We start from the raw sequence: 17,749 nt of genomic DNA, 5'->3' as shown, positions 1-17,749 counted from the left end.
ATGGCCCAATTCACCAAACTACCTGCTTGGCAGGGCGAGAGTCCTCAAGCCGCTAAACGGACGCTTCCGCATTTCTTCACGAATGCTCCTTCTTAATTTGCTGGATAATTTCTTCATATGCATCATTTCGATTATGTGTAACTGGTTTTACCCCGTTATGGTGCGCAGCTCTTGATATCATATGTCCGGAAACCGGCGCCGTAATCAAGGTGAAAACAATCGCTAACAGCAGCTTGCCGCTGACAAGGGAATGGCTAACATACAGGAATATAAATGCTCCGATCAATATTCCGGCTATTCCGAGCGTTGATGCTTTTGTCGCTGCATGCAGGCGCGTATATACATCCGGAAACCGAATGACACCAATTGACCCTGACAGCATAAAAAAGGTGCCACTTAATAAAAGAAAAACGATAATAATATTTAAAATGATGTTAATCCACGTCTCGATCAATAATAACACCCTTCTCCAGATATTTGGCAATAGCCAGTGTTCCGATGAACAGCAGGATTCCAATTAACAATACAACATCATTCAATTTCGTTGTCACGATGATAACAGAAAGTAGTGCTGCAATCCCCATTAAATTAATTCCAATACCATCAAGAGCAACTGCCCGATCCGCATTGGACGGGCCAACCATAACCCGAATCAACAGCAAAAGCAGGGAAATAGATATGCCAATAGTACAGATAATTGCCGAGATGTTAACAAGCTTTTCGGTTATGTCCAGAAGGTTGTTCATCGTGTCACCTCCTTAATCGCCGTTTCAAATGTATCCTTAATGGACTTGATCGAGTCGTCAATTGTATCGATATCCATCGCATGTATATAAATATGGGAATGATCATTTGCAACCGCAACAGATAAGGTTCCTGGTGTTAACGTAATTAAATTTGCCAGGAGCGTAATTTCCCAATTGCTGTTTAGATCAATTGGCAATGCAAAAATGCCTGGTTCAAATTCGGGCTTTCGTTTATAGACCAATTTTACGATATCGATATTGGATGAAATCAGTTCCCTGATAAATAAAAGAACGAGCTTGCCGATTTTGTATAGCCGGTTCAAATAAAATGTATCGGGAACAAAACGGTTCAGCAACAGTAATAAAAGAATTCCCAGAATATAGCCTGCAATAAAACTTGTCGTGGAATAGGACTCACTTAGAAACATCCACATGAACGCGATAATAAAATTAATGACAATTTGAAAGGCCATCATCCACTACTCCTTTAAAACAGATTTTATATAAACTTCCGGATCAAGTAAATAGGTTGAAATCGATTCAATTGACGGATATATAAATTCAGCGCCTAAACCCAGAATAACAGAAAAGGCTAATAGGAATACAATTGGCCCAATTAATCCTTTTACAGGTTTTCTTTCAACAATAATAGACTCATCCTTTTTGCCCCAAAACCCGTTAATAAAGATTTTCATGATGGAATAAAGGATAAGTAGGCTTGAAAGCAAGGCCAAAATAACAATAGCTACTTCATTAGCCGACAATGCTCCTTTTAGTAACAGCAACTTGCCAATAAAACCACTGAATGGCGGTATTCCGGCGAGCACAAATGCGGAAACAAATACAAGCCAGCCAAGTAATGGATAATAGTGAATTAATCCGCTGAACTTGCGCAGATCCGATGTGCCTGCAACGTATGCAACTGTACCAACCAATAAGAACAGGGCACATTTTATTATCATATCGTGAACCAAATAATAAATAGAACCACTAATGCCATCTTGATTGAACACACCGATCCCCATCATAATAAACCCGATAGCTGGAATAATATTGTAGGCAACAATTAATTTTATATTCGAAGTTGACAAGGCGCCAATTATTCCGAATATCATGGATAAACCGGCTATCCAAATAAATGCCTGGTGGGTTAAATCCAGTTTATAGATGAAAATGAGCGAAAACACGCGCAGAATCGAATAGACTCCCACTTTTGTCAAGAGTGCACCAAACAGGGCAGAAATAACCGGGTTTGGCACAATATATGATTTTGGCATCCAATAATATAATGGAAACAGTGCTGCCTTCGTTGCAAAAACAAAGAAAAACAGAACCGCAATGGTTGTTAAAATACCTTTCTGATCAACATCCTGAACCCGCTCAGCAATATGAGCCATGTTTACTGTTCCAACGACCGAATAAAGAAAGGCAACAGATGTAACAAACAATACGGAAGAAAACAGATTAATCAATACATATTTAAGTGATTCACGCAATTGAACCTTTCCGCCCCCTAAAACGATCAGTGCATAGGAAGCCATTAATAATACTTCATAAAAGACAAATAAGTTAAATAAATCTCCTGTGATAAAGGCTCCGGATACCCCTGCAATTAACAAGAAGAAAAACGTATAAAAATAATGTGTTTCTTGCTTTAAATCCATGGAATGTGGAGTATAGAAAGCACATGCTGCAGCAATAATGTTTGTTGTTAACACAAGGGTTATTGCGAGCGGATCGGCAACTAGAACAATACCATATGGTGCTTTCCAGCCACCGGTTTCCAGGACAATCGTTCCATTGTGAAATACAAACCATGTAATGTAAGAGACAACACCAAGGTTAACCAGAATGAATACTCGGGTCAGCCAGCGTGCTGTGTTTACTTTATTATGGAAAAAAGCCAGAATTATCCCGGATATCAATGGGATGATGATTGGCAATACCGCTAAATTACTCATGTTCGTCACCCCTTAATTGTGCCATATCATCACTATTATTTTCATTAGCTGTCCGGTAAGCAAGAACTAATAGTAGACTTGTAACACCAAAGCTAATAACGATTGATGTCAAAATTAATGCTTGTGGTAAGGGATCAACATAATCCGAAATACCCTCCATTATGATTGGCGGCTGCCCGCGCTTTAATTTTCCCATGGTTAAAATAAATAAATGGGCGCCATGGGACAAGAGAGCAGTTCCAATAATTATGCGAAGTAACTGTTTTTGTAATAGGTTGTAAATTGCTGTTGCAAACAATATACCTGCCAAAATTAAGATGATAATTTCCACTTATTTTGCCCCCTTTTTCAGTTTGATGAGGCTATAGATAGCAAGTGCTGCTAAACCTAGTACGGTGATTTCAAATAGTGTATCAAAGCCACGCATATCGACCAGTATGACATTAACAATGTTGTGCCCACCGCCGAGTGGCTTAGATGTTTCGATAAAATAATCCGCAATCGAATCAAACCATTTGCTGCTGTGGGCGGAAATTCCAACTAATGTCAATAAAGCTCCAAAGCCGATCGAAATAATTAAATTAATCGTTTTCGTTCCAGCCGATTCATTACGTTTCCGTAATTTAGGCATATGATAGAAGCAAAGTAAAAACAAAACAACGGTAACAGTTTCGATTACGAGTTGCGTTAAAGCCAGGTCTGGTGCACGGTACAGGACAAAAAGAATGGCTACTCCATATCCGACAACGCCTAGAATTAATATCGCTGAAACATTGTTTTTTGCAACTATCGTTCCGAGTGCAGCAATCACCATAATCACCACTACAGAAACCTCAATCGCGGTCACATCGGCCAAATCATTAAATTGGATGTTGAAGCCGCCAGTTACAAGCATAACAATTGCCGTTACTACAAGCGTCGCCCCAATGATGATTGCGACGTACAGCCGTAATGATCCAGTCATATAAGATTGTGTTACATCTTTTGTCCAATCGTCCAGTTTATCCAATATGGCATTATACAATCTGTTTAAGCTTAATTTGCCAGGCAGGATATGATAAGCACCTGCCCATTTTTTTCGGGTCAAAACAAGTACAAGACCAAGTCCAACAACAATCAATGTCATTTGCAGTGGGGTGTAATTAAATCCATGCCAAAATGTAATATGTTTCTCAATCGATACACCTTTGATTGCTTCCGCAGCATGTGCCAGGAATGTTCCGTTTACGACATTTGGAAACAGACCGATTAAGATGACACCCAGTACAAGTATAATCGGAGAAACGAGCATGCCGAATGGTGCTTCATGTGGTTTTTTCGGCAGCTTGGCAAGGTCGGCTTTTCCTGCAAATGTTCCGAATAAGAAGTATAAGGAATAAACAAAAGTGAAAATACTTCCGAACACAGCAAGGTATGGAATTGCCTGTGCCAAAAGATCGGCAAATGTGCTGGCGCCTGCCAAATCAAGACTGGATTCAAAAAATAACTCTTTACTGTAAAAACCGTTTAAGAATGGCAATGGTATTCCTGCCATTGAGAACGTCCCAAACAAGGCGAGCGTGCCCGTGATTGGTAGAAATGTAATAAGTCCGCCAAGCTTACGAATGTCACGGGTTCCTGTTTCATGGTCAACGATACCCGCAACCATAAAAAGACTTCCTTTAAATGTTGCATGGTTTAAAATATGAAATACGGCAGCAAATACAGCGATTTCGGTACCAAATCCGAGCATTGCCATAATCATCCCCAACTGGCTGATCGTGGAAAATGCCAGGATTGCTTTCAAATCAGTTTGTCTTACAGCCATGTAGGAGCCCCAGCATAATGTCACAATCCCTACAAGACTAACAATAATGAAGAACCATTCATAGGTAGAGAAAACCGGTGAAAAACGCGCCACCAAAAATAGCCCTGCTTTTACCATCGTTGCTGAATGGAGATATGCACTAACTGGAGTCGGAGCTTCCATTGCATCCGGGAGCCAGATATGGAAAGGAAACTGTGCTGACTTTGTAAATGCGCCAAGCAAAATGAATCCTAAAATTAGTGGTAAATAAGTACTATTTAAGATTACATCTTTCTGTTCTATCATTGCTTGGATACTTGTTGTATCTGTAACGACTGTAAGCAGCACAAAACCACCAAACATGCTTAACCCGCCAAAAATAGTAATTAGCATCGATTTTAATGCCCCATAGCGGGACCGTTCGTTGAAGTGCCAGTAACCGATAAGCAAGAAGGAGGAAATTGATGTCAGCTCCCAAAATGTATACAGAACAAAAACATTATCGGATAAAACAACACCAAGCATGGCCGCCATAAACATTAACAAGTATACATAAAAATGCCCCAACCGCTCCGTTTTATTTAAATAATAAATCGAATATAAAACAACCAGAGCACCGATACCGCTTATTAACAAAGCAAATAAAAGGCTTAGCCCATCCAAATAAAAATCCAGGTTGATTCCAAGTGATGGTATCCATCTAAATGTTTGCCGGACTGGAGAAAAGTCATTGCCGACAAATTGGATAAAATAAAGAAAAATAATAAAAGGAATGAAAAACACAAAAACACCAGTATGTATTTTTTCTTTGATTTTGCTAAGTAATGGGATAAAACATGCAAGTATAAGTGGTATTAAAACTGTGAAAATCATCTAGTGGAAGTCCTCCTTTTCTAATTTAGCCTACCATCTAATTCTACACCGAAAGATACATTTGAGGATAGAAAAACCGTTGCGCGGGTGCGGCTAGTGGTTCCTGAATCAAGTCAAGCAGTAAGTAATCAGTAAGAAAATAGAACTGGGTCCTGTTTATGTATGGTATTCCAACGTTAGTTTATCATACTATCAGGTTCAGAAAAATAAAAAACCCCTATCATTCATAAAAATGACAAGAGTTAGCAAAAAGTTGCATATTATTCATGTTTTCATACTATTTATTAACTTGGACATTTTACTTTGTGCAGTAATGATCTTCTATGAATTTCCTGTTCAATTAAATGGATAAAATCAGGGCTTAAATTTAATTCATTTGCTTTGCGATAGGATTCCAGCAATAGCTCATCTGACAAATGCTCCATAAATACAGCCCTCCTGGTAAATTAGTAATACTTCCATTTTGAAGTTATTAATAATTTACCACGAATAATAGAGTTGGGCAAGGCGATAGTTATCTACAATCACCTGTAGATAACTTGTGCATAAAAGCAAAAAAGTATGCCTAAAATACCATTCTATAAATGTGGATAATGTTAGTAATGTTATCCACAAGGCGAAAAATGGAGGAATTTGTCGAACGGTTTTTGCAAGAAACTGTCTGAAATCAAGCATATCTTTAATAAATTGACATAAACATACAAAAATATTCAGAGAAGATGGAAAGAAGAACCCTTTTCGTTCCCCATTACACTTTCATATAACATAAACTAAGTGTATAATTTTTCTTTATTAATTCATTACCGAAAACGGCCATGTCCAGCTCCAGCGCCCAGCGGCTAGTGGACTTCCTTCACCTCCGTACGATAAGTCAACATCGGCTCGGGAGACGAAGGAAGGCCGACTAAGAACGGCCTTTGCGGCCAACGTCGGCATACCCCTTTTGCAGGGGCATGTTTCCTTTATCTCCTGCGGTTCAGTCCAGTCCATACGCCGCTAACCGGACGCTTCCGCTTTTCTTCTCTGGAAAGTTATTATAGGATTAAGGTATAATATAAACTTGCAGTAAGGGAATAGAGTAATGAGGTGTGACAGTTGCTGAAGAAGTTTTTACCGAATGAGCACGTGAAGAGTATATTTGATATTCATCCTGGCGTACTAAAGCAAAAAGGGATAAAGGGAATCATTACCGATTTGGATAATACGCTTGTCGCCTGGGATGTGAAAGACGCAACACCCGAAATTGTTCAATGGTTCAAATTGATGAAGGAACACGACATCAAGGTGACGATTATTTCGAATAATAACGAAGAACGAGTGAAAATTTTTTCAGAACCACTCGCTACACCATTCGTATATAGTGCCAGAAAACCGCTTGGACATGCATTTAAAACAGCTGCAAAGCAAATGAATTTAAAAAAAAATGAAATTGTTGTAGTCGGTGACCAGCTAATGACAGATGTTCTTGGTGGTAATTTTGCCGGATTTTATACGATATTAGTTGTGCCGATCGTCCAAACCGATGGAAAAATGACAAGGATAAACCGGAAAATTGAGCGACGTATCTTACATTATATGCGGAAAAAAGGAAAAATTACCTGGGAGGAATAGTAGTGGAAAAAATACGTTGTCAGGGCTGCGGCATTTCAATCCAAACGACAAGCCCGAAGAAACTAGGTTATACGCCGGAAACAGCATTACAAAAAGATACCACTTTATGCCAGCGTTGCTTTCGTTTAAAACATTATAATGAGGTACAACCGGTTTCGATTCGCGATGAGGACTTTTTAAATTTGGTTAGTCGAATCGGGGAAACAAGCGGACTTGTCGTTCACATTGTTGATATATTTGATGTTAGTGGAAGTCTTATTAAAAGCCTCCCACGGATTACTGGTAATAACCCGATCATTTTAGTTGGAAATAAAATGGATTTATTACCAAAGTCAACGAATCAAAGAAAACTTATCAAGTGGCTTCGGGCATCTGCAAAGGAAATGGGTATCATCGTAAAAGACGTTTTTCTGATTTCATCGGCAAAAGGCCATGGAATTGCCGAATTAACAGAGGCTATTGAGCATCATCGAGACGGGAAGGACGTTTATATTGTCGGAACAACGAATGTCGGGAAATCCACTTTTATCAACCGGTTAATCAATCGATCAACAGGTACGAATGATGTCATAACGACTTCCTACTTTCCTGGAACTACGCTTGGGTTTATTGAAATTCCGTTGGATGATACGGCTGTATTAATTGACACGCCAGGAATTGTCAACAAACAACAGATTGCCCATTACGTATCCAAGCATGATTTAAAGATCATTACGCCGAATAAGGAAATAAAACCGAGAATTTACCAGTTGAACAGTGGTCAGACCCTATTTTTCGGTGGCCTTGCCCGCTTAGACTATGTAAAAGGGGAAAAGCAATCATTTGTCTGTTATTTTGCCAATGGGTTACCGATTCACCGAACAAAAATGGACAACGCCGATACATTATACGTTGAGCATAAAGGTGAACTTCTATCACCACCAGATCAAGAGACGATGGAGAAACTGCCAGCACTTACGGAAACAACCTATCGTGTACAAGGTGACAAAACCGACATCGTCTTCCCGGGTCTAGGCTGGGTGAGTGTCGCGGGTCAGAAAACGACAGTAACGGCCCATAGTCCTAAAGGCGTTTCCGTTTCCATACGAAAATCATTGATTTAAAGGGGAAATCTAAATGAGTTTTCAATTTGCATTGATTGGTTATCCAATTCAGCATTCGTTATCACCATGGATTCATGAACAATTTTTAAAGAAAGCAGGATTAAGCGGCAGCTATTCCATTGTAGAAATAACACCCGACGAATCATTTGAACAAAGGTTAACTGACTTAAAAAGGGAACATATCAATGGCTTTAATGTAACAGTTCCTTATAAACAGAAAATTATTCCTTATTTAGATGACCTGGACGTTGAAGCAAGACGTATTGGTGCAGTTAATACGGTCGTTAGCCGAAACGGAAGATGGATCGGCTATAATACAGATGGCAAAGGATATACACGGTCATTAAAACAACATTATCCAGCTGTGTTTGCTGATAAAGATATAAAAATAGCGATCATTGGTGCTGGCGGGGCAGCGAGAGGGATTTATGATGCACTTGTAACAGCAGGGTTCCATTATGTTGATATTGCCAACCGTACGGTATCAAGTGCTGAAGCGATCACGGAATTGCAGCAGGATCAAACCAATACGGCGGTCTTATCATTAGCTGGCTTGGGGAACAAACTGGATCATTATGACGTGATTATTCAAACGACTTCAGTCGGAATGAAACCAAATCAGGATAAATCCATTATCCAGCTTGCTCCTTCTTTAAAAAAGGACAGTGTTGTGAGTGATATTATCTATCAGCCAATCACAACTGAATTCCTGAAACAAGCAAAAAACAGGGGAGCATACACCCATTATGGTCATACCATGCTCCTTTACCAGGCGCAATATGCATTTGAATTATGGACAATGAAGCATGTTCCAATCGATGATATGGAAAATCAATTACAGCAAATTCTGGAGGGAAGATAATATGTTGACCGGAAAGCAAAAACGCTATTTACGTTCAGAAGCGCATCATCTGAAACCGATTTTTCAGGTTGGCAAAGATGGTGTAAACGAAAATATGATTGAACAAATGAAAGAAGCATTGGAAAAAAGAGAATTAATAAAGGTAAGCGTTCTACAAAATTGTTTAGAAGACAAAGATGATGTCGCAGTAAAATTAGCAGAAGGTACGGAAGCAGAAATCGTTCAAATCATTGGGAACAACATTGTTTTGTACAAAGAGTCAGAAGAAAATAAACATATTCAACTACCTTAAAAAGACTGTTCAAAAAAGCCAAAACGATTAGCTGCCATTCCGGGCGCCTTATTTAAATTAATGCTTCCTGCGTATAACGTAAAGGAGTTTGTCATGAAACGTGTTGGAATTTTAGGAGGAACCTTTGACCCACCGCATTTGGGACATTTACTGATTGCGGAAGAAGTAAAAAATAAGCTTGCACTAGAGGAAGTCTGGTTTATTCCATCCAATGAACCACCACATAAGCATAAAGCCAGAACAAGTGCAAACAATCGGATTGCCATGCTTGAAAGAGCGATTGCATCGAATGATACATTTAAAATCGATACAATTGAAGTAGAGCGTTTAGGGAAATCATATACGTTTGATACAATGAAAGTATTGATTGATACCTATCCTGATACAACCTTTTATTTTATTATCGGTGCCGATATGGTCGAATATTTACCGAAGTGGGATCGGATCAATGAATTAATAAATATCGTGAAATTTGTCGGTGTGAGACGCACAGGATACCACTTGCAATCAGATTTTCCAATTATTGCATTAGATATTCCGATGATCGATGTATCCTCAACCCTAATCCGAGAGCGGATTAGCAGAAACCAGTCAACACGATATTTACTTCCGGAAGATGTGGAAAGTTATATTAAAGGGAAGCGATTATATGAACAGGAATGAATGGATTGCAGCCGTTAAACCTCATTTAACGGAACAGCGGTTCGAACATACATTGCGGGTTGCCCGAACAGCGGTTCAACTAGCAAAACGATTTCATGTCTCAGAAGAAAAAGCAGAACTCGCTGCTATTTTTCATGATTATGCAAAATTTCGTTCATTAGATGAAATGCGTCAGCTGATTTTGTCAAGTTCACTTCCGAATGATTTATTGCTTTATCATCATGAACTATGGCATGCGCCTGTTGGGGCGATTTTGGTACGTCAGGAGCAAGCCATTCACGATACGCAGGTGCTTGGTGCTATCCACTATCATACAACAGGGAAAGCACATATGAATAAACTGGAAATGATCGTACTGTTAGCCGATTATATCGAGCCAGGCAGATCGTTCCCTGGCTTAGAAGAAGTAAGGGAAGCGGCACAGGACGATTTAATCCGCAGCTGCTGGCTAACACTGCGAAATACCATTCAATTTTTAATGGGAAAAGGTTCACGTATTTATCCGGATACTTTTCATGCTTATAATGATTTGACGAAACAAATAAATGGAGGTTACTAATTTGAAAGACACCCTGGAAATTGTGCAAAATGTAGCAGAGGCTTGTGATGATAAACGAGCTGAAGATATTATAGCTTTAGATATGAAGAATGTTTCATTGGTGGCAGATTACTTTCTTATATGTCATGGGACGAACGAACGGCAAGTACAAGCGATTGCCCGGTCGATTAAAGATACGGTTGAGGAGGCCGGAATTACTGTCAAACGATTAGAAGGTTTTGAACAGGCACGTTGGATACTGGTCGATATCGGCGACATTGTATGCCATATTTTTCATAAAGATGAACGTAGTTATTATAATTTGGAACGTTTGTGGGGCGATGCTTCCCGTGTGAACCTTAGCTACGGACAGGAAGGGTAAACAATGGCATACAGACAAATGGCAAATTTTTACGACCAGTTGATGGATGATGCACCATACGATAAATGGCTTGAATTAACAATAGATGTTTTCCAGCAATCCGGTAAAACGATTCGGTATGTAGCGGATTTAGGCTGTGGTACAGGTCGAATCACAACAGGACTAGCCAAGCTGGGGTACAACATGACCGGAGTAGATTCTTCTGAAGAGATGTTAAGCTATGCCCAGCAGCATGCAATCAGTGAAGGTACTGAGATTCTCTGGATTCATCAGGACTTGCGGGAATTGGAAGGCATTAACGGTATGGATGCGGTTATCAGTTATTGCGATGTAATGAATTATATTACAACGGAAAAAGAGCTAAGGACGGTTTTTCGCCATACAGCAAAAGTGCTTCAAGCTGGAGGATTATTTCTTTTTGATGTGCACTCCCTATACCATGTGCAAAACGATTTAGCAAATATGACATTTTCAGAAGTTGATGAGGATGTTTCTTATATTTGGTTCTGTACGCCGGGTGAAGTAGAAGGAGAAATGCATCATGACTTAACCTTTTTCGTTGCAGATGCGAACGACAAGTATATTCGATTTGATGAATATCACCATCAGCGGACATTTCCGATTGATGTTTATAAAAAATTATTACACGAAGCCGGGTTTGAAATTCGCAATATATACGGTGATTTTTCCGTAAAACAGGATAGTATAGAGGAAAACACCGAGAGAATCTTCTTTATTGCTGAAAAAAGGGCAGGAAAATAGAATTTTTCTGCTTTTTATTTTGGTAGCAGGATTTTCAAGACTTTTGTCGAATAGAAAGAGTAAGAAGCTAGACCCTCATTTTTCTCCACACTACGCCGGGTTCGTAATACCAGTACCTTGATGTTCGCCGTTTCCGGTTATCGGAAACGGCGAACATCAACAATAAACCAGCGAACATCAACAATAAACCAGCGAACATCAACAATAAACCAGCGAACATCAACAATAAACCAGCGAACATCAACAATAAACCAGCGAACATCAACAATAAACCAGCGAACATCAACAATAAACCAGCGAACATCAACAATAAACCAGCGAACATCAACAATAAACCAGCGAACATCAACAATAAACCAGCGAACATCAACAATAAACCAGCGAACATCAAGGAAGGGAGATGTGATTTCATGCTGATTGAGGTCCTGAAAAAGGGCGCATTTTTTATTATAGTCGGGCTTGCACTGATTATTTTCTTTGTGATGAACAATGATGATCATAAAGCTGAATCCCCCGAAGATTTCACCCCTGTTACTGACTCCGAAAATAAAAAGAGCCAAACGAAAGAAACGGAAAATCAGCTAGTCATGGTTGATATAAAAGGAGAAGTTCTTCGTCCCGGTGTCTATGAAATTTCGGGTGATGCCAGGGTGAATGAAGTGATTGAACTGGCAGGAGGTTTTTCTAAAGAGGCTGATCAGACAATGGTAAATCTGGCACAAAAAGTACAAGATGAAATGGTTATTGCCATTCCAAAACTCGGTGAAGCACCTTCCAATACAACCGCCGCTTCAGGGCAAGCGGATGGAAACGGTAAGGTTAACCTGAACTATGCTACACAAGAAGAAATGGAAACACTAAATGGCATTGGTCCTTCCAAGGCACAGGCAATTATCCAATATCGTGAGGAAAATGGCTTTTTTCAGACTGTTGAAGATTTACTTAACGTTTCCGGAATTGGTGAGAAGACAGTTGAAAACCTCCGGGATGATATTCAAGTACCATAGTGGATTGACGAATCAGAACAGATGCATGTAAACTTAATTACAAGAGGATGTTCAAAAAGTCACCAAATGATAAGCGGCGAACTCTAGAGTTGGCAGTGAAGAATCTTCTGCTAAAACCGCCCACGTCAATCGCCAACAGCAGAAGTCAGCACTTCCTGTGCAAGCTCGGTGCCCGGGGCTCCGCCGCCTCGACCTCCAATGCCCAATTCGGCGACTTTTTGAACACGCACTACAAAAGAGATAAAAAAGGAGAATATTTTTATGGAGAGGATTTCCTGGGATCAATATTTTATGGCACAAAGTCATTTACTTGCGTTAAGAAGTACATGTACCCGATTGATGGTCGGTGCAACGATTGTCCGAGATAAACGAATTATAGCGGGCGGATATAATGGGAGTGTTTCGGGAAGTGTACATTGCATTGATGAAGGCTGTTACGTGATTGACGGACATTGTGTCAGAACGGTTCATGCAGAAGCGAACGCATTACTGCAGTGTGCGAAGTTTGGTGTGCCAACGGATGGTGCCGAATTATATGTCACACATTTTCCGTGCCTGCAATGCTGCAAGCAAATTATTCAAAGTGGAATCAAGTTCGTTTATTATGCTGCCGACTATAAAAATCATCCATATGCAGTTGAGCTGTTTAAAGAAGCAGGTGTACAAACCAAAAAAGTGGAATTAGCTTCTTTAACAATAGATGAAAATACGAATGAAAAGATAAATCTGGTGAAATCATTGCTCGATAATCTGGAACAGTCAGAGGCTGCTGGTCAGCTCAAAAAAGAAGCCAAGCGATTGTTTCACATTTAGATGACGTTTTGGTCTCCGGTTAGCATATGGGAAGCCATTTGCTAACTTTTTGAACACGTGTGAAAGGCAGGTGATGAATATACGTGAAGGGGTATTGGCATTTTCCGGCTATTTCAGTCGCAATTTGTGTTGTCGTAATTATTTTTCAAGACAAAAGCTTGATTACTGGTTTTATTTTATGGTTGCTAATGCTATATGTATTTAAACGGTTAGGGAAGATACCGATTATGGTTTCTTTAGTTCTGTTCTTTTTCTTTTATACCTTTATACCAGTTTTAACTCCTATTGAATCGCCCCCGGCGAGTGAAACTGCTACTTACTCCGGGACGATCGCCGGATCTATCAATAAAACACCAAAAAAAGTCGATTTCGTTCTCCAGGATGATTCCTCTAAAGCAAAACTTCTTGTTGTTTACTTTCCCGATAAAACAGATAATTTAATCGATAAGCATGTAAAAGATTGGAGGCACGGTGCAACATGTCAATTACATGGAAAACTTGAATTGCCTGATTCAAGTACAAACCCCGGTCAATTCGATTATCAGCGGTATTTACTGACGAAAGGGATAACGTATCAGGTAGTCCTTCATTCACCTGATGATATTTCCTGTACCGGCGCGACTAAAATGGCTCTGTTTTATGATATGCGTACGAAGCTAATCCAGTATATCCGGCACGAGGTAAGTCCGGAGACTGCCGCCTGGTTAACTGCATTAGTACTTGGGGATGATTCGTCCATTAATGAAGATACAATTACGTTATTTCAGCGCTGGGGATTGTCGCACATCTTGGCTATTTCCGGGCTGCATGTAGGGCTGATTGTGGCATTAGTATATTTTATGCTAATCAAATTGAATATCCTAACAAAGGAAAAAGCCCAATGGGTTATGCTTTTCTTCTTGCCGTTATATGCAATCATCGCTGGTGGAGAACCATCTGTATGGCGTGCATGTGTGATGGTTATGTTGTTTATCATCCTGCAGAAATTAAAACTTCGGTACAGTATAACAGATGCATTGAGTATTGTGTTTCTTTTATTAATTCTTTCAGATAAATACATTGTATATCACATCGGGTTTCAATTATCATTTTTGGTGACATTTGGTTTACTGTTATCAAGACGCTTGCTGCTTCAGACCGAATCTTCTCTTTATCAGCTCCTGTACATAAGTTTTGTTTCCCAAATGATGATTTTTCCACTACAGATTGCTTATTTTTATACTTTTCACCCATTATCGATTTTGCTGAATCTGATGGTGGTACCTTATTTTTCATTTTTTGTGATTCCATTTATGTTTTTAATGTTGGTGTTATTACCGATCTCAGGATTTTTTACAACGGTACTAGATACACTATTTAGCAAAATTCACACGATTTTCATCTTTGTTATGCAAGCAATTGATCACCATTTTTATTATCCGCTGACAGTAGGTTCGATATCCATTACAGGTGCGATACTGTACTTAGTCCTGTTTTTCGTATTCATGAAACAACTGCAGAAAAAGCGGTTATGGAGATCTTTTTCATATGGCTGTTTAATTACACTTTTTATCATTGGTACTACATTGAAGCCATATTTCAATCCTGCCGGTTCGGTAACGATGCTTGATATTGGCCAAGGGGATGCGTTTGTCATTGAACTGCCATACAGAAAAGGAGTTGTAATGGTAGATGCAGGTGCAAAGGTAAATTTCGGAGACGAAAAATTATCCGATAAAAATTATCGGCAAATCATTAAACCCTATTTATTATCCCGAGGAATCAGCAAAATTGATGCCATCTTCCTGTCTCATGAAGATATTGACCATGTTGGCAGTGTCCCATTTATGATCGAGGATATAGATGTTGGAAAAGTAATTATTAGTGAGTATTTTCCATTACCCGATAACCTGAGGATAGATTGGAAAAGAAACGGAACTGAAATAAAGCAACTTGAACAAGGTCAGACGATTACCATTGGCAATCAGGTATTTTCCGTTGTTTCCCCTGTCGTGAATCGTAATTCAGCAAACGCCAATTCACTTGTACTGTATACGGAACTGGGTGGATTATCGTGGCTTTTTACCGGCGACATTGATGCGGATGTAGAACGGGATCTGATTGCTGAAAACGCTGATTTGACAGTTGATGTTTTAAAAGTAGCCCATCATGGTAGCAAAACATCAACCGAGCAAAGCTTTCTGAAAAGTATTGATCCAACGTATGGGCTGATATCTGTAGGGCGCAACAATTCATATGGCCATCCCGCTGAAGAAGTTTTGCAGCGAATGGAAACAGCAGGTGTTTTTCTGTTTAGAACTGACTCGGATGGTGCGGTTACGTTTCGTTTTAAGGATAATCGAGGCACATTTTTTAAGTACCTGCCATAAGTTATTGTAAAAACATAACGGGATTTTTCAAACAAAAATAAAGGCGCTGGAGCCGGACGTGACCTACTCTGGAATAAGCAGAATAGAGCCTAGACTTTTATACTTTCTTATCCAAAAACAAAGAGACGGTTACGACCAGCCTCTTTGCTTTTGGAACATATTCTAAGTATACAGAAAGCTTTACGATCCGGCGACACTAATTACTACACCAATTACAAAAATTAGGACAAAGAATACAAACGAGAATCCAAATCCCTTTATAGAGTCGACTACATCATTATTTTTTGACTGGACGTCATTTTCGAATTCGTTCACATCTACCCCTCCTGTATTATTTTTAGTATAAAGGAATTACAGAAAAAAATCCACTTTTGTTTGGAACAAGCACAAAATTTGCGTCTCCATTTCTAGAAAGAGTTAACATCTATACTTTTGTGTTGAATGGTCATTCTATAGGTAAGAGCAAACATCGTTTAAAGCACAGTTTTCCCGGGGCTGTGATTTAAGCGTTTATATAGATCCTGACAGGGAATTGCCTTGATGAGCAATTCCCTTTATTTTTACAAAATTTACGTATGTGAATAATTTGATTATCATAATGGGCCACGCTCAGGGTCGTCACGGCTAGTGTGCTTGCTTTCGTGGCTTGAATTGCGATAATATATACATAATTGGAGTGAACTACATGGGATATATGGACGTTTTAAAACAGGTGAAGGACAAGCAAATTTCACCAATATATTTATTATATGGATCTGATTCTTATTTTATACAAAATTTTAAAAAGCATATTACAAAGGCTGTCCTGCCAGATGATGATGTTGAAAATCTGGTTTCATATGATCTGGAAGAGACACCGATACAGGAGGTTATAACGGACGCCGAAACATACCCTTTTTTTGGAGAAAAGAAGTTAATTATTGTTAACAATCCAGTATTCCTAAAAGCGAAACCGGATAAATTGCCGTTCGAACATGATTTAGTGGTATTACAGCAATATCTGGAAACACCAGCAGACTATTCAGTAGTTGTCTTTATTGCCCAGTATGAAAAAATTGATGAACGTAAGAAAATAAGTAAATTATTAAAAAAGAATGGGGCAGTAGCTAATTGCAGCCCAATAAAAGAACAGGATGTCAGCAAATGGATTAACGATCAAGCAAATCAGTTAAAGATCGTAATTGAGCAGGATGCATACGAAATTCTGGAAGGAGAAATTTCCACGAATCTTTATTTGCTTAAAAATGAGCTGGCGAAATTAGCTTTATATGTTGGAGAAGGCGGAACAATCACAAGGGAAATAGCTGAAAGATTAATTTCCCATACATCGAACAGTTCATCATTGCGACTTGTGGACGCTGTGATGGAACGTGATATCTATAAAGCGATGACCATTTATAAGGATCTGGAAAAAATGAAGGAAGAACCAATTGCACTCGTTGCACTTTTAGCTTTTCAATTTCGCACCATTTATCGGGTTAAACTGTTGAAACAAAAAGGGTATACTCAATTTCAAATGCAGAAACAGCTGGGAGTTCATCCGTATGTGATAAAGATTGCTTCCAGTCGTGAAGACAAGTTCAGCCATGGTGCATTGCAGTCTATAATAAATCAACTAACAGAGGCCGACACTGCGATGAAACAAGGGAAGATGGAGAAAGAGCTTGCGTTTGAATTATTATTATTCGAACTAATCCAAACAAGATAATAAAGAACAAAGGCGGAAGCGGCCGTTATATACTTTTTTTGGCTGGGAAAGAACAAAGGCGCAAGCGCCCGTTTAGCGGCGTATGTGCTGCGCCCTGCCAAGCAGGGTGGTTCGGTGTTGCCGCGCAAAGCGGCGGTTTTAACCGAACATTCCTACCGTAGGAGATAAAGGAAAAATGCCCCTTCAAAAGGGGTAGACGTGAGTTGGACGCAAAGTCCGCTTTTAGTCGGCCTTCCTTCTTACCCGAGTCGATGTTGACTTATCGTACGGAGG

At 39.4% G+C, this 17,749-nt stretch carries 21 protein-coding genes; 12 read left to right on the top strand and 9 right to left on the bottom strand.

Features of this window, described 5'->3' with window-relative positions:
- Positions 1–76 precede the first annotated feature (76 nt).
- The 7 genes from mnhG to CZ382_RS08310 form a co-directional block, all read right to left on the bottom strand.
- Positions 77–454: a monovalent cation/H(+) antiporter subunit G gene (gene mnhG / locus CZ382_RS08340; RefSeq protein WP_088050718.1), complete on the bottom strand. Its 378-nt coding sequence runs from the start codon at positions 452–454 to the stop codon at positions 77–79.
- Positions 435–746: a Na(+)/H(+) antiporter subunit F1 gene (locus CZ382_RS08335; protein WP_088050717.1), complete on the bottom strand. Its 312-nt coding sequence runs from the start codon at positions 744–746 to the stop codon at positions 435–437. The genes mnhG and CZ382_RS08335 overlap by 20 nt, the downstream gene beginning before the upstream one ends.
- On the bottom strand, positions 743–1,219 hold the full coding sequence (locus tag CZ382_RS08330; RefSeq protein ID WP_088050716.1) for a Na+/H+ antiporter subunit E: 477 nt from the start codon (positions 1,217–1,219) through the stop codon (positions 743–745). The genes CZ382_RS08335 and CZ382_RS08330 overlap by 4 nt, the downstream gene beginning before the upstream one ends.
- Before the next feature lie 6 nt (positions 1,220–1,225).
- A complete protein-coding gene (locus CZ382_RS08325) occupies positions 1,226–2,707 on the bottom strand; it encodes a Na+/H+ antiporter subunit D (protein ID WP_088050715.1) in 1,482 nt (493 codons plus the stop codon).
- Entirely contained in the window at positions 2,700–3,038 is a 339-nt protein-coding gene (locus CZ382_RS08320; RefSeq protein WP_088050714.1) for a Na(+)/H(+) antiporter subunit C, read from the bottom strand. The genes CZ382_RS08325 and CZ382_RS08320 overlap by 8 nt, the downstream gene beginning before the upstream one ends.
- Entirely contained in the window at positions 3,039–5,366 is a 2,328-nt protein-coding gene (locus CZ382_RS08315) for a Na+/H+ antiporter subunit A (RefSeq protein WP_088050713.1), read from the bottom strand.
- Between the two features lie 284 nt (positions 5,367–5,650).
- Positions 5,651–5,791, bottom strand: coding sequence for a sporulation histidine kinase inhibitor Sda (locus CZ382_RS08310; RefSeq protein WP_088050712.1), 141 nt, complete (start codon positions 5,789–5,791; stop codon positions 5,651–5,653).
- A gap of 670 nt (positions 5,792–6,461) precedes the next feature.
- Here CZ382_RS08310 and CZ382_RS08305 point away from each other — a divergent pair.
- From CZ382_RS08305 to CZ382_RS08270, 8 genes are all read left to right on the top strand, one after another.
- Complete coding sequence (locus CZ382_RS08305) at positions 6,462–6,977, top strand: YqeG family HAD IIIA-type phosphatase (protein WP_088050711.1); 516 nt, start codon at positions 6,462–6,464, stop codon at positions 6,975–6,977.
- A gap of 2 nt (positions 6,978–6,979) precedes the next feature.
- On the top strand, positions 6,980–8,080 hold the full coding sequence (gene yqeH, locus CZ382_RS08300; RefSeq protein WP_088050710.1) for a ribosome biogenesis GTPase YqeH: 1,101 nt from the start codon (positions 6,980–6,982) through the stop codon (positions 8,078–8,080).
- A 13-nt stretch (positions 8,081–8,093) separates the two neighbouring features.
- Entirely contained in the window at positions 8,094–8,942 is an 849-nt protein-coding gene (aroE, locus tag CZ382_RS08295; protein ID WP_088050709.1) for a shikimate dehydrogenase, read from the top strand.
- 1 nt (position 8,943) lies between these two features.
- Positions 8,944–9,234, top strand: coding sequence for a ribosome assembly RNA-binding protein YhbY (gene yhbY / locus CZ382_RS08290; protein ID WP_088050708.1), 291 nt, complete (start codon positions 8,944–8,946; stop codon positions 9,232–9,234).
- Positions 9,235–9,327: 93 nt separating this feature from the next.
- Positions 9,328–9,897 (top strand): nicotinate-nucleotide adenylyltransferase, encoded by a 570-nt coding sequence (locus CZ382_RS08285; protein WP_088050707.1) that lies wholly within the window; start codon positions 9,328–9,330, stop codon positions 9,895–9,897.
- On the top strand, positions 9,884–10,456 hold the full coding sequence (yqeK, locus tag CZ382_RS08280; protein ID WP_088050706.1) for a bis(5'-nucleosyl)-tetraphosphatase (symmetrical) YqeK: 573 nt from the start codon (positions 9,884–9,886) through the stop codon (positions 10,454–10,456). The genes CZ382_RS08285 and yqeK overlap by 14 nt, the downstream gene beginning before the upstream one ends.
- A 1-nt stretch (position 10,457) precedes the next feature.
- On the top strand, positions 10,458–10,817 hold the full coding sequence (rsfS, locus tag CZ382_RS08275) for a ribosome silencing factor (protein WP_230855983.1): 360 nt from the start codon (positions 10,458–10,460) through the stop codon (positions 10,815–10,817).
- A gap of 3 nt (positions 10,818–10,820) precedes the next feature.
- Positions 10,821–11,579 (top strand): class I SAM-dependent DNA methyltransferase, encoded by a 759-nt coding sequence (locus CZ382_RS08270; RefSeq protein ID WP_088050704.1) that lies wholly within the window; start codon positions 10,821–10,823, stop codon positions 11,577–11,579.
- A gap of 137 nt (positions 11,580–11,716) precedes the next feature.
- On the opposite strand, the gene CZ382_RS08265 is transcribed toward CZ382_RS08270, so the two are convergent.
- Positions 11,717–12,079, bottom strand: a complete 363-nt coding sequence (locus CZ382_RS08265; RefSeq protein ID WP_140392722.1) for a hypothetical protein — start codon at positions 12,077–12,079, stop codon at positions 11,717–11,719.
- Here CZ382_RS08265 and CZ382_RS08260 point away from each other — a divergent pair.
- The 3 genes from CZ382_RS08260 to CZ382_RS08250 all read left to right on the top strand — a co-directional run bounded on the left by CZ382_RS08260 (position 12,062) and on the right by CZ382_RS08250 (position 15,768).
- Entirely contained in the window at positions 12,062–12,586 is a 525-nt protein-coding gene (locus CZ382_RS08260) for a helix-hairpin-helix domain-containing protein (RefSeq protein WP_235000410.1), read from the top strand. The genes CZ382_RS08265 and CZ382_RS08260 overlap by 18 nt on opposite strands.
- 261 nt (positions 12,587–12,847) lie before the next feature.
- Positions 12,848–13,399: a ComE operon protein 2 gene (locus CZ382_RS08255; protein WP_088050702.1), complete on the top strand. Its 552-nt coding sequence runs from the start codon at positions 12,848–12,850 to the stop codon at positions 13,397–13,399.
- A gap of 83 nt (positions 13,400–13,482) precedes the next feature.
- Positions 13,483–15,768, top strand: a complete 2,286-nt coding sequence (locus CZ382_RS08250) for a DNA internalization-related competence protein ComEC/Rec2 (RefSeq protein ID WP_088050701.1) — start codon at positions 13,483–13,485, stop codon at positions 15,766–15,768.
- Positions 15,769–15,948: 180 nt separating this feature from the next.
- Here the strand turns inward: CZ382_RS08250 and CZ382_RS08245 are convergent, their stop codons facing one another.
- Positions 15,949–16,083, bottom strand: coding sequence for a YqzM family protein (locus CZ382_RS08245; RefSeq protein ID WP_088050700.1), 135 nt, complete (start codon positions 16,081–16,083; stop codon positions 15,949–15,951).
- Positions 16,084–16,453: 370 nt separating this feature from the next.
- On the opposite strand from CZ382_RS08245, the gene holA reads away from it, so the two are divergent.
- On the top strand, positions 16,454–17,476 hold the full coding sequence (holA, locus tag CZ382_RS08240) for a DNA polymerase III subunit delta (protein ID WP_088050699.1): 1,023 nt from the start codon (positions 16,454–16,456) through the stop codon (positions 17,474–17,476).
- The last annotated feature ends 273 nt before the right edge of the window (positions 17,477–17,749 follow it).

This window comes from Virgibacillus dakarensis, from assembly GCF_900155625.1.
Classification (GTDB): domain Bacteria; phylum Bacillota; class Bacilli; order Bacillales; family Amphibacillaceae; genus Lentibacillus_C; species Lentibacillus_C populi.
The sequence above is the reverse complement of the archived record's forward strand: the minus strand, read 5'-3'. Positions and strand labels throughout refer to the sequence as shown.

Coding starts and splice junctions, on each gene's coding strand:
- CZ382_RS08315 (WP_088050713.1), bottom strand. CDS start 5,366: ATGATTTTCACAGTTTTAATACCACTTATACTTGCATGTTTTATCCCA.
- CZ382_RS08325 (WP_088050715.1), bottom strand. CDS start 2,707: ATGAGTAATTTAGCGGTATTGCCAATCATCATCCCATTGATATCCGGG.
- CZ382_RS08270 (WP_088050704.1), top strand. CDS start 10,821: ATGGCATACAGACAAATGGCAAATTTTTACGACCAGTTGATGGATGAT.
- holA (WP_088050699.1), top strand. CDS start 16,454: ATGGGATATATGGACGTTTTAAAACAGGTGAAGGACAAGCAAATTTCA.
- CZ382_RS08255 (WP_088050702.1), top strand. CDS start 12,848: ATGGAGAGGATTTCCTGGGATCAATATTTTATGGCACAAAGTCATTTA.
- yqeK (WP_088050706.1), top strand. CDS start 9,884: ATGAACAGGAATGAATGGATTGCAGCCGTTAAACCTCATTTAACGGAA.
- CZ382_RS08335 (WP_088050717.1), bottom strand. CDS start 746: ATGAACAACCTTCTGGACATAACCGAAAAGCTTGTTAACATCTCGGCA.
- CZ382_RS08330 (WP_088050716.1), bottom strand. CDS start 1,219: ATGGCCTTTCAAATTGTCATTAATTTTATTATCGCGTTCATGTGGATG.
- CZ382_RS08310 (WP_088050712.1), bottom strand. CDS start 5,791: ATGGAGCATTTGTCAGATGAGCTATTGCTGGAATCCTATCGCAAAGCA.
- yhbY (WP_088050708.1), top strand. CDS start 8,944: ATGTTGACCGGAAAGCAAAAACGCTATTTACGTTCAGAAGCGCATCAT.
- CZ382_RS08260 (WP_235000410.1), top strand. CDS start 12,062: ATGAACAATGATGATCATAAAGCTGAATCCCCCGAAGATTTCACCCCT.
- CZ382_RS08265 (WP_140392722.1), bottom strand. CDS start 12,079: ATGATCATCATTGTTCATCACAAAGAAAATAATCAGTGCAAGCCCGAC.
- aroE (WP_088050709.1), top strand. CDS start 8,094: ATGAGTTTTCAATTTGCATTGATTGGTTATCCAATTCAGCATTCGTTA.
- CZ382_RS08285 (WP_088050707.1), top strand. CDS start 9,328: ATGAAACGTGTTGGAATTTTAGGAGGAACCTTTGACCCACCGCATTTG.